The 13,959-nt window shown below is 36.1% G+C and carries 4 protein-coding genes; 2 read left to right on the top strand and 2 right to left on the bottom strand.

The genetic code is table 11. The features are described from left to right. Positions 1–72 precede the first annotated feature (72 nt). Entirely contained in the window at positions 73–5,946 is a 5,874-nt protein-coding gene (locus OLM53_RS05630; protein ID WP_264522069.1) for a fibronectin type III domain-containing protein, read from the top strand. A gap of 40 nt (positions 5,947–5,986) precedes the next feature. On the opposite strand, the gene OLM53_RS05625 is transcribed toward OLM53_RS05630, so the two are convergent. Both OLM53_RS05625 and OLM53_RS05620 read right to left on the bottom strand, forming a co-directional pair. Then, positions 5,987–6,223: a hypothetical protein gene (locus OLM53_RS05625; protein ID WP_264522068.1), complete on the bottom strand. Its 237-nt coding sequence runs from the start codon at positions 6,221–6,223 to the stop codon at positions 5,987–5,989. Between the two features lie 135 nt (positions 6,224–6,358). Next, positions 6,359–7,126: a hypothetical protein gene (locus OLM53_RS05620; RefSeq protein ID WP_264522067.1), complete on the bottom strand. Its 768-nt coding sequence runs from the start codon at positions 7,124–7,126 to the stop codon at positions 6,359–6,361. Between the two features lie 622 nt (positions 7,127–7,748). Between OLM53_RS05620 and OLM53_RS05615 the strand changes: the two genes are divergently transcribed. Beyond that, positions 7,749–13,655: a GEVED domain-containing protein gene (locus OLM53_RS05615; RefSeq protein ID WP_264522066.1), complete on the top strand. Its 5,907-nt coding sequence runs from the start codon at positions 7,749–7,751 to the stop codon at positions 13,653–13,655. Positions 13,656–13,959 lie beyond the last annotated feature (304 nt).

Here is a 13,959-nt window from a genome sequence, read left to right as displayed (position 1 = left end):
TGATTTTAATTTAATTACGAATAAGAAGTTGGTTTCCTTCAGTATTTTTTGGAAATGATTTTAGAGAAACAAATGAGTAGTAAAAGTACCCCAAATACAACCTTAAGTAAAAAAAAGCAGTTATTTGTTTTTTTTATTGCGTTGTTATTTTCCTTATTTAACCAACTTTGTTTTGCTCAGGTTTCAACCTATAGCTTTAGCGAATCAATAACTAGTTATACTCCTTTAGCTACATCATCCATTGCTTATACTGCACCATGGGATGATCATACATCAGGCGCTGCTTTTACAGCTCCTATTGGTTTTACGTTTACCTATGATGGTGTTAATCAAACGCAATGTTATATAAGTCCTAATGGATTTTTGTCTTTTGGTGTCCAGCCGGCCTCTAATAATTATTTGCCTCTGAGTGTTGCAACTACATTTACAAATGGTGGAACCATTGCTGCTCTTGGTATGGATTTAATATCAGGAACTCCAACAGATAATATTGTTTACAACACTATTGGCTCAGCTCCTAACAGAATTTTTGTGGTGCAATGGACTAATGCAAGAAGAAAAGTAGCGACAGGAAATTATAATTTTCAAATTCAATTATTCGAATCGACCAATGTTATAAAGATATCTTATGGGCTTTGTGTTCCTAGTGACCCCACTGTTTATAATGGTCAGGTAGGTATTCGTGGTGCTACTAACGATTTCTTACAAGGGAATATTAATAATCGTCTCCAAAATGGCGCAAATACTAATTTACCATGGTCTGGTAAAACGATTAGTGGAACCGCCAATTCAAGTACTGTAAGAACCAGTGTTACGGAATATCCCAATGATGGATTAGAATATACGTATACACCTTCCTTGCTATGTAGTACTCCAACAGTTAGTCCAACAAGTTTGGTAATAGGAAGTACTAGTGTTACTTCAACAACTTTTGTTGGAAATAGTTTTGCAGCAGCCGCACCAGCTCCAACTAACTATTTAGTTTTAAGAAGTACCGTTAATACTACCCCAACTAATATAGATATACCAAATCGTGTTTATTGGTCAGTAAATGATTTGATTAGTGGGATTTATACTGTATTAAGTAATTCTAATGCTACTTCTTTTACGCAAACAGGTTTGACACCTAATACAATGTATTATTATTGGGTAATTCCATATAATGCTGGTTGTTCTGGAGGGCCAATTTATAAAATGAGTGGTATTTTAAATGCATCAAAAGCAACATGTCTTACTGCTACAAGTAGTGTGTCTTCTTCAAATGTGGATGGTAATTCATTTACAGCATCTTGGAGTCCAGTTGTAGGTGCTACAGATTATCAAATAGATGTTTCTACCACCAATACTTTTTCCTCTATTTTACCTACTTATACCAATTTTTCTTCAGCTGGAGCAACAAGTATTGTAGTTTCGGGATTAAATCCGTTAACAACATACTATTTTAGAGTTCGTGCTATTGGTATAAGTTGTGGAACAGACAGTAGTTTAGGTACAGCCACAACCTTATGTGGGGCTTATCCAATACCTTATTCCCAAAATTTTGATACAACACCTATAGCCACATTACCCAATTGCTTTACTGTCGTAAATGATAATCTTGATGCGATTACTTGGCAAGTTCAAAATGCCTTAGCGTCTTCTTCTCCCAATGCTTATCAATTAAATACAAGTTCAGGAGTGAATAGTGACGATTGGTTTTTTATGCCTGGATTGAATTTAACAGGGGGTGTAACTTATCGATTAAAATTTAAATATAATACCGCTAATGCCGGTTCTTCAACAGAAAATCTTAGAGTTAGACTTGGATCTAGCGCTACTGTGGCTAATATGAATTTTACGATATTGAATTTATCTAATTTTATTAATACGGCCTATCAAACAGCCATAGCTGATTTTACCCCAGTCACTAATGATATTTATTATATAGGTTTTCAAGGTTTTAGTTTTGCTAATCAAAGTAAAATTTTGATTGATGATATAAGTGTTATTGTATCTCCAACTTGTTTTGAACCCACCAATCTTTCTGTGACTAGTGTAGGTGTTACAACAGCTACTTTAACTTGGGATGCTAGTGTACCGCCTCCTGCAAATGGGTATAATTATTATGTAAGTACTTCCAATACTACTCCAAGTAATTCTGTAACTCCTACAGGCTCTGTTGGTGCTGGAATTACTACTGCAAATATTACAGGATTACTGTCAGCTACACTTTATTATGTTTGGGTTCGAGGTAATTGTGGAGGAACAGATAGAAGTGAATGGAGTCTTTTAGAAACTTTTACTACTGACTGTGATGTGCCAGCCTATTTAACAGTAACAAATGGAACATTGTGTGGTGGGGGCTCTGCTACACTAACTGCTACAGGTACATCAGGATCAATTATTGAATGGTATTCAGAGCCCACAGGAACAATTTTAGTTGGAACAGGAACTAGTTTTGTGACACCAACACTTTTTGCTACTAAGACTTACTATGCTCGATCTAAAGTTAATGGAGGTCTCGAAGTTGTTGGACCTTTTTCACCTTTAACAGAAGGAGGCTCCTTAGGAGTTCAATCCAATCCTGCTAATATTGGTTTTTCTGTTTTTAATACTACTGTTTTTCAGTCTTTTGATATTTATCCAATGGTTGCCGGTCAAAATGGCGTGATTTATATTCTTAATGCTTCAAGTAATATTATAGGAACTTATAACTATGTTACCAATGTAGGTGGGGGTAATACTCCACAAACCATTACTTTGGCAATAAGTTTGACTCCTGGGAATTACTTTTTGAATATGGATACGTTGCCAACTGCAGGTTTAGTTATCAATGTTGACACTACATCTTATCCATTTACCTCCACTAATGCAAACATTACAGGTAATGATTATGATAATACTTTTTATTTGTATGCTTACAACTGGAAATTTTCTAATGTTTGTAAATCATTATTAACACCAGTTAATGCTAATATAACTACTGCGCCACTACTATCATTTAGTTCATCAACTGCAACTATATGTTATGGAGAAACAACACCTCTAGTTACTGTTTCTGGTTATGGTGCCTACAACAATTTTGTATGGTCACCTAATACTGGGATTTCAGGTTCGTTAGCTACGGGATTTACTTTTAATCCGACAATAACCACTACTTATTCCCTAACAGCTACACAAACGTCTGGTAGTTTATGTGCTTCTTTAATTACCTATACAGTAAATGTCAAAGCTCAACCACCAGCTATTAGTTTAGCACCCGCTAGTGTTACCATTTGTCAAGGTGTTATTCAGCCTTTAACAGCAAGTTTAGCTGCCGCAACGGCTTCTACAATACTTAGTGAGAATTTTAATGGTGCCACTAACAATTGGACTACTGTAAATAACTCTGCTGGTGGTAATCCTTCTTTAGCGGCTTGGACCTTAACCAATAGTCCTTATTTTGCTAGTAGTGCCAATTGGAATAGGACTTTTAGTAGTAATGATGCTTCCCAGTTTTATTTTACCGATTCTGATGCACAAGGTCCGCCAAGTACTAATGCCACTAAGACATACTTAATATCTCCCTCATTTAATTTAGCGGGATACACTACTGCCTCATTGAGTTTTTGGCAGTATTTAAGATATATTGGAGGGAATAGGGCTAGAGTTGAAGCTTCCATTGATGGAGGAACTACATGGGTTACTATGCTTACACAAATTGCTTCGCAAGGTACCTCTAGTGGTTTTGTTAATACTACAGTGAATTTATCAAGTTTATTAGGAAACTCTAATGTAAAGATTAGATTTTATTATGATGCCACATATGATTATGGATGGGCAGTAGATAATGTATTAATTACAGGAAACCTAGCTTTAGAAGTAAATTGGTCTCCTGCTACTGATTTATATTTTGATGTTACAGCATCTACTCCATATATCGCAGGAACACCTGCTGGAGTTGTATATGCTAAGCCAAATGCAACCATTACTTATACAGGTACAGCTTTAGGATCCAATGGATGTTTTACAAGTAATACTTCTGTAATAACGGTTACTCCAAGTGTCACTACTGGTACGCTTTCAGGGAACCAAACCATCTGTGGAGCATTTACACCTAATAGTTTAGTATTGTCTGGGTATACAGGTACTATAGTTAGATGGGAATATGCTACTAATGCCACTTTTACAGTAGGATTGACCACCATTGCTAATACTACTAATACTTTATCAGCCGCATTAATTGGAACCTACACAGGTGATCGCTATTATAGAGTGGTACTTCAAAGTGGCTCTTGTCCTGCTGTTTATTCGGGTTCTGTTTTAGTTAGTTTTCCAACTACTATTTGGAATGGTTCAGCATGGAGTAATGGTACTCCAAATTCTACGCTCAAGGCAGTCTTTAATGGAAATTATAGCTCTACAGGAGATTTGCAAGCTTGCTCTGTTGAGATAACTTCGGGAGCTGTTACTTTTAATACGGGGCATACTTTAACCGTTCAAAATAATGTAAAAGTTACTGCGGGATCTCTTAGTTTTGATAATAATTCTAGTTTAGTTCAAGTAAATGTTTTAGATAATAATGGTGTTGCCATAACGAACTCAGGAAATATTACTTACAATAGAACCACTACTGGATTGTTTAAATTTGATTATACTTATTGGTCGACACCGGTAAGCCCTCAAATTTTATTTAATGTATCTCCATCATCACCGGCTAATTTATTCCTTCAGTTTAATTCGGCTACAAACGCTTGGCAATATATTTCTAGTCCTAGTACAACGGTTATGGTACCAGGTAAAGGATATATTTTTAGAGCGCCAACTACTTATGCTATAGGGTTTCCTGGTTCACCAACCCCTTTTACAGCTAGTTTTATAGGAGTTCCTAATACTGGAACTATTACTATACCTGTAACAGGAGGAGCAAGTCAGTTTAATTTATTGGGTAATCCTTATCCGAGTGCGCTTTCTGCGGATGCCTTTTTATTAGATGCTGCTAATGCGGCCACTTTGAGTGGAACTATTTATTTATGGACACACAATACACCCTTAAATGCATCTTATCAATATTCGGGAAGTGATTATGCAGTTTATAATTATTTAGGAGGAACGGGTACTAGGGCAGCTACTAACGCTGGGGCAAATGTTTCAGTGCCTAATGGTAAAATTGCGTCAGGACAAGGATTTTTTATCAAGGGATTGTCTAGCGGGACAGCTACTTTTAAAAACAGTATGCGTATGACAGGTAACAACGATCAGTTTTTTAGAATGGTATCTCCTGCAGCTAATACTATTACAACTACTGACATTGAAAAACACAGATACTGGTTAGATATAACCAATACTCAAGGAGCCTATAAGCAAACCTTGGTAGGATATGCTGATGGGGCAACTCTTGGTTTGGATCGTTTGTTTGATGGAGATATGGTAGATGCTGGAAATGTTATCAACCTTTATACCATTGGACAAAATACTAAATTAGGTATTCAGGGACGTCCTTTGCCATTTGATGTTAACGACATTGTTCCTTTAGGTTATAAGTCGACAATTAATACAACTTATACTATTGCATTGTCTAATTTTGATGGTTTGTTTGTGGATCAGAAAGTATATTTAGAAGACAAAGAACTAAATATAGTACACGATTTGAAAACAGGTCCTTATACTTTTACTACTGGTATTGGAACTTTTGATACTCGATTTGTATTAAAATATACGGATAGTACTTTAGGAATACCTTCTAATGAATTTACTGAACATTCTGTTGTAATTTATAAAAATACAGAAGGTAATTTTGTGATTTCAACGGGTGTTTTTGACATGGCTACCGTTAAGGTATTTGATATTAGAGGCCGATTATTATTGGATAAATCAGCTATTAATGCTTCACAAACTCAGTTTAACATAGGTATGACTAATGAGGTTTTGTTAGTTGAGATTACTACTGTTGATGGACTTAAGGTTACTAAGAAAGTGGTTCGTTAATATTTTTAAAAGACTTTATTATATAAAAAGGTATTCCCTGTCATTTGATGGGGATTTCTTTTTTATCTTTTACAGGATGGTTTAACACTCTTGCAGGATGGTTCAACACTTTTACCGGATGCCTCAACACTCTTGCAGGGTGGTTCAACACTCTTGCAGGATGGTTCAACACTTTTGCAGGATGCTTCAACACTCTTGCAGGATGGGTCAACACTTTTGCAGGATGCTTCAACACTCTTGCAGGACGGTTCCACACTCTTGCAGGATGCTTTAACACTCTATTGAATTTTGTCGCATTTTTGGTTTCCCGCCTTCGCGGGAAAGACAACTGAATTTACATGTTTGCGATTTATATTCCATAAAAAAAGAGTTTCGCGATGGAAACTCTTTAGGTTAAATAAGATTTTAAATTTTAGTCTTTGTTGGGTTTAGTAAATCTTAACCCGCTTATTTGACGGTATTCTCTGGAGGAGGCTCCGAATACTGATTTTATGTATTTTTTTACTTCGAAAGCCAAGTCCACTAGACCAATTTCGGAATCGTAGAGTTCTTTATCCCTTGCTATTAGGGCTTTGCTGTAAGGGACTAAAGCGTTTCTTACTCGGGTGTTTATTGCATTTAGACTGTCAAGGTAGCTTTGTAAAGCTGTTGTTTTTAAGTCGGCTTCGTTTGGATTATAGGTTCCTTCCGTTTGTGCTAGTACTACTAATTCTTCGAAATTATCCACTAGGCGGTCGAAGCTTTGTTGGGACACCGATATTTGATTTTGTTCTGAGTCATCCTTTGGTGTATTATCGGCTCTTTTTCCGGTTAACTTTCGGATGATGGTTCTGGCGTCTTTTACCACTGTAGCCGGTGCTTTTTGTGCAATAAGTGCGTTGATGACTCTGGTACCGTATGGTTTTATTGGTTTGAACAGCATTTGTCTTTCTCCAACCACTGAGTCGTAAGGTTGTTTGGTGTCTTTGACTACTTTTAGTTTTTGTCTTGATTTGTCGTACTTAGCTTGTAAGTTGCTAATAAGAAGGTCGCTGTTTGCAGGGTTATAGTCCTCACCATACCCGTTACAAAATGCCAATAGTGTTTCGAAAAGGGCTACGTTTTTGATGTGACCTGTTTCGCTTACCGAAGTTCTACTAGTTTCGGATTTTGAACTGTTTGTTTTTACACTTTTTTTCATGTTTTCTATTGATTAATAAGTTATTGTGAATTATTTCACAAATAGCTATTACCAAATACTGTGCCAAAGTTGTAGGAATAGTTCTGGATGGTGAATGATTAATTGTGAATGGTGAATTTTGAATGGTGAATTTTGAATGATTAATTGTGAATTGTGAATTGCGAATGGTGAATTTTTGATGGCGAATGGTTAATTTTGGATGACGAATGGTTAATTTTTAATGGTGAATGGTGGGTGGTGAATGGTAAATTGTGAGTTGTGGGTATGCTTAAAAAATGCTATAATACTGACATTCAAAGTAATTTATTAACAAAAGTTGTAAAATGTTCACATTTTATTACTTTAGCACGCGTTTTTTTTGTAAAAAAAGCTAAATTTGGTAACATTTTAGTAACAATAATACCCTTTTGGGTGTTGTATTGTGCATCAATAGGGAGCAATAAGTCGATACATAGGCTTATTTATACTGCTTTTGTCGATGCTTTTTACAGTTTGTCGAAAAACGTTGTTTTTTGGTTACCAAACGCTTGCTACTATATTTTTAAGATGTATTTTTATATCCTTAACCTTAAGATAACCTCTTGTTTTTGTTATCTTATATAATGTCAAAAAAAAAATAAGAATGAAAAAAAAATTACTATCCCAATTCGTAAAGAATACATTTGAAACTTCCTATTCGTTTTGTAAGTATTTATTAGTTTTGATGGTGCTTTTGTCTTCTTTGAGTACACTACATGCTCAAAATTTAGCTGCAAACTATACCGTAACACAAACTGCTATTTCTCCGATTTATGCTGCTTTAGGAGCCACTAAAATTCCGATTATTGATTTGAATCCCAATCCTTGGGACGATAACGTATCTGCTGCCGTTAGTTTACTTGCTGCTTCTAATACTAATTTGGGGGGAATTGATTTTGCATTTAAATTTAACAATGTCACTCAGACTTCTTTTTATGCTTCCTCTAATGGATTTATCACTTTTGGTTCGGCACCAACTACAACTAACTATACTCCCTTAAATACTACTGAAGGTTCAGGAGGTGCTATTGCTGCATATGCCACTAATTTGAGTGTGTCTTCTTATTCAGCCAGTAATACAGTTTCTTATTTTGTTTCCGGAACTGCACCAAATAGAATAATGCAAATAGAATGGAGAGGATTTAGACGTATCTCTTCAGATAATAGTCAAATGAATATGCAAATTTGGTTGTATGAAACGACCAATGTAGTTCAGTTGCGTTATTTGACACAGGGTGCTAAATTTAATGTTGATGCTTATGGTCAGATTGGATTGCGTGGTGCAGAGGGTTCTGTAGGAAACATGACTAATGCGAGTGCTTTGTTTTGGGATGGTATTACTCCAGCGAGTATTCCATGGCCAACTTCGCCATCTACTATGGGTACAGCTACTTCTAGAACTGACAAAGTTTATACAGCTGCTTCAGGATCGGCAAATACTATACCGGCAGCTTGTAATAGGATGTTTACTTGGACACCAGTAGTAGTTTCATGTTCGGCACCTACAGTTTCGGTTTCTAACGTTTTGATTAATACAGCGACTGCTACTTTAAGTGGTTCTACCAATTATGAATATGTTATATCCAACTCGGCTACTGCTCCTTCTGGTTCAGGTATAGCCCTTACTGCTCCGGGTACTACTTTTAATATTACAGGATTAACTCCTAGTACTTCTAACTATTATTTTTGGCTTCGATCGGATTGTGGAGGAGGATCTTTTAGTAGTTGGGCATCAGCGGGACCTTTTGCAACATTGTGTGCTGGTTTGACTGTTCCTTATTCACAAAATTTTTCTAGTGCTGCTAATACTTTTATTCCAACTTGTACGGCTAGGCAAGTTTTTAGTGGTAATCTTTGGGGGGTTTCTAATCCGGCAGATGCCGCTTCAGGTTATGCTACTCCACATTTAATGTACATACAAAGTGGTGTTGCTAATGCCGATAGTTGGTTTTATACCGAAGGTATCTCTTTAACAGCGGGACAAACTTACAGATTATCTTATAATTATGGAGGAACTGATGGTTCTACTATTATAAATAAGATGGATGTTAAGTATGGCTTGGCACCTAATTCTACTAGTATGTTATTGCCTTTGGACAGTCATCCTAATATAAAAGGTATAGGGAGTTCTAACATAGTGCTTTTCACAGCACCTTCAACAAAAGTTTATTATTTTGGTTTCAGAGCTTATTCAGCATTAGCTATGGGAAGGATTTATTTAGATGACATTTCTATTACTACTTCTGATTGTGTTAGACCTACTTCGGTTTCTGCTAATTCAATTACAGGAACTTCAGCTTCAGTGACATGGGGGCAAGTGGCTTCACCACCATTACCTGCTACACCAGGATACTCTTATTATGTTACTTCAGCTGCTGTAAGCGCAGGCTCATTTGCTATTGGAACATCCTATCAAATTGCATTTGTAGGATCTACTGATTTTACTACAGTAGGTGCAACGACAAGTGCTGTTGTTACAGCATCTGTTAGTGGTACTACAATGAACGTTACCGCAGTTACAAGTGGTACTTTAGCCATTGGACAAGCTATTTGGTGTACTGGTATATCCCCAGGAACTGTTATTACAGGTTTTGGTACAGGTAGTGGTGGTACAGGAACTTATACTGTTAGTATTTCTCAAACTCTTGGGTCACAAAGTTTCAAGGCTTTTACTCTAGGTACTGCTTTTACAGCAACTGCTGCAGGAACTGGTAGTGGAGTGGCTAACATTTCAGCTTCAGTTCCGATTGTAACTGCTGGTGGTTTTGTGGTGGGTACTCAATATGAAATTGTTTCTTTAGGTACCACTAACTTTACGTTGATAGGGGCAAGTAGTAATACAGTAGGTACTTATTTTGTTGCTACTGGTGCTGGTACTGGAACAGGAACTGCTTCTACTGTTTTATCTAATGGGACTGCCCCTTCGGCTACGCTTGCTGGTGGTATTAATGGAGTTAATTTAACTGGTTTAGCACCTAATACTACATACTATTTTTGGGTCAGAAGTTCATGTGGTGGTGGTGATTCCAGTTTATGGAGTCAATATTTTTCATTTACCACTTTAAATACAGCTGGATATTGTACGCCGACAGGAAATTCAGCCTCTAGTTATCTTTCTAATTTTGCTACTTCAGGTGGTCTAACTAATATTAGTAATTCTACAGGTTATGCATCTCCATCAGGTTATGCTAATTACACCAGCCAGTCAGTAACACAAGTAGCTGGTAGTAGTTTTAATTTCAGTACTTTAATAGCAGGGCCAACAGTTGGAGTTGCTATTTGGATTGATTGGAATAATGATAATGTGTTCAATAATGCCGCTTACCCTGCTGGAGAGCGAATGTACAATACTGCTGCCTATGTATCAACAGCTTCTGGTAGTATTACAGTGCCAGTAGGTACTGCTATAGGTAATTATAGAATTAGAGTTTGTATTGATTATTGGGCTACTAGTCCAAATCCATGTTCGTTTACCAATAATGGAGTTCGTAGAGGAGAAGTAGAAGATTATAATTTGTATGTTTCTGCACCACCAGCTCCTTTAACATTGTCTGCATCAACTAGTACGCAATGTATTAGTGCTAATTCTCCTTTGATTACTTTGACAGCAGGTGCTTCAAGTTATGATACTTTTGCATGGACGCCAGCTGCAGGTGTTACTGGGGATCAGACGACGGGTTGGATTTTTAATAATGCAACAACAACTACTTATACTTTAAATGCTATTAAAACTAGTCCTTTTTCTGTAAATAGTGCTACTTTTACCTATGTAGCATCACCACCACCATCAGCAGTTATTATTACTCCGGCTAGTCCAACAGTTTGTCAGACAGGATCAGCCGTTTTGCTTACGGCTTCTGGGGGAACAGTTTCAAATAGTGTTGCTCTTTCTGAAAACTTTGAAACTGGGGCTACTTCATGGACAATAACTAACGCCTCTGGAGCATCTAATCCAGTTACAACAAGTCCAGCTCCACAACCTTTATGGACTATTAAACCTAATAATTATAGTAGACCACCGCAGTTTAACAGTAATGATAACTCTCAATTTATAATTTCTGATTCTGATGCTCAGGGATCTGGGACTAATACAAGTGTTGTTTTAGAGTCACCAGTTTTTACTTTATTGAATTACACTTCAGCTAATTTGAGTTTTTGGCATTATTATAGAACTTGGACACCATCTACTGCTTTGGTAGAAATATCTACTAATGGAGGAGGTAGTTATACTACTTTACAAAGTTACACTACCGTTACTCAGGGTACTTCAACTGCTTTTGTGAATGTAAATATAAACTTGAGTGCTTATTTAGGACAAACTAATTTGAAAATACGTTTTAAATATGATGCTAGTTGGGGCTATTACTGGGCTATCGATAATGTTGTTGTTAGTGGGAATAAATCAGCTCAAATTGTTTGGACTCCAAACGGTGCAGGTTCTGAATTATATACCGACATAAATCATACAATCCAATATTCTGGTGCTGTCTCATCCACAGTTTATACCTTTGCTAGTAGCAACAGGACCTATACTGCTACATCAGGAAGTTCGGGAACTTGTACTACCAATCAAACGGTAAATGTAACTTATGTGCCATTGGCAGTTGGAACTGCCTCAGGGACACAAACAATTTGTGGTGGGTTACCTTCTGATTTGACATTGGCTGGTTATTCTGGTACTATTCAATGGCGTTCCTCAACAGATAATGTCACTTTTACGGATATTGTGGGAGCTACTTCGGCCACTTTGACTTCTGCTCAAATGGGAAGCTTAGCTGTAACTACTTATTATTTAGCAAGAGTTAGTAATGGAGTTTGTTTTAAAGATTCTAATGTTATTACTGTTACTGTTTCAAAAGTCACTTGGTTCTCTGGTGCTTGGTCAAATGGAACGGGTCCGGATGCCACTACTTCAGCAGAGTTCAAGAGTAATTATACTTCTTCAATTAACGGAGGTCCTACAGGAAATTTATCTGCTTGTAGTGTTTCTATAATTAATGGTGCTAATGTTCTTTTTGACAAAGGTACTTTGAGTGTTGAAAATACTGTTGCTGTTACTTCAGGAACTCTAACTTTTGATGATTCTACTAATCGAGATGTTGCTTTGTATCAACGCAATAATGTTACTAATGCCGTAGGTTTTTATAATGGAGGTAATACAGGAAATATAAGCTTCAAGAAAACTTCTTCTCCATTGTTTAAGTTTGATTACACTTATTGGTCTACTCCTGTGAATCCTCAAAATTTATTAGCAGTATCTCCTGATTCACCTGTTGGTTTATTTTTAGATTATACTACAGCATGGCATTACATATCAAGTCCAGGGACAACAACCATGGATGTAGGGAAAGGTTATATTATAAGAGCCCCCGTTACTTACAATTTGTATCCAGGTACGCCATTAAATTATCAAGCGCCTTTTGCAGGGGTTCCTAATAATGGAAATATTTCAGTTCCTATTATTGGAGGAGCTGGGCAATTCAATTTTATTGGAAACCCATATCCAAGCTCTTTATTTGCTAATGATTTTATTAATGCAAATTCTAATATTAGTGGGACTTTATATTTCTGGACACACAATACACCAATTAATGCCAGTGGTCAATATGCTCTTACTGGGGACTATTCTTCCTATAACTTATCAGGAGGAACAGCTTCTACGAACAATGGTGCTGGTAATATCACTCAGCCAAATGGTTATATATCTTCTGGACAAGGGTTTTTTGTAAAAGGATTATTGACTAGTCCTGCCGTATTTACTAATGCTATGCGAAGAGCTAGTGGTAATGATAATTTTTATAGAACTTCTTCAAATACCACTCTTCAAAGTGATTTAGAAAAACATCGTTATTGGTTGAATATTAGCAATACAGAAGGAGCATTTAAACAAGCCTTAGTTGCTTATGTTGAAACGGCTACATTAGGTTTTGACCGATTATTTGATGGAGATTTGGTTGAATTAAGTAATGTTATTTCGCTTTACACTAAAGTTGATCAAAGTAAATTGAGTATTCAAGGAAGACCATTACCTTTCCAAGTTTCTGATTTGGTACCTTTGTGTTATAAATCAACTATTGCTAGTACTTATACTATTACCATGTCACAATTTGATGGTTTGTTTACTGAGCAACATGTTTATTTGGAAGATAAAGTACTTCATGTAATACACGATTTACGAGAAGGTCCTTACTCATTTGCTACTGAAATAGGTACTTTTGAGGATCGATTTGTATTACGTTATACTACTCAAGCTTTAGGAACTAGTACTCCTATATTCAATGAACAAAGTGTAGTGGTTTATAAAAATGCACAAGGTTTATTTATCAATACAGGTAATGCCATTATGAAGGCTGTCACTATATATGATATACGAGGAAGAATACTTGCTGCTCAAAAAGGAGTAGGAAGTAACAACACCGTATTTACTACTTTACCAAATACCCAAGAAGTCTTACTAGTAAGAATTGAAGGTGAAAATGGAGGTATTATTACTAAGAAAATAGTATATTAAACAAGGCGATAAAATAATAATGAGATTTCCATAAGTGCTTCATTTAAGTAGATATATGGAAATCTCAATTTATTTCTGTTGATTTTTTTATGCTTTACCTCCTATACAAACCCACTACAAACTACATTTATATCATGATTTTCAGTTTATTTAGAAGGTTTTTTTCTATTGCAATCTCTAGTATAAGTATTTAAGGTACTTATATAGAATATTTTACTATTTTCGACTTTGCTTAGTCATTGGTCGAGAAAAAGTGTTTTTCATCGATTTAGTGCTTTTTTATTTTACATTTTCTTAACATAAT

Origin of the sequence: Flavobacterium sp. N1994, from assembly GCF_025947145.1 — a bacterium.
Taxonomy (GTDB): domain Bacteria; phylum Bacteroidota; class Bacteroidia; order Flavobacteriales; family Flavobacteriaceae; genus Flavobacterium.
Note: the sequence above shows the minus strand (reverse complement) of the source record. Positions and strands in the feature narration are given on the sequence as shown.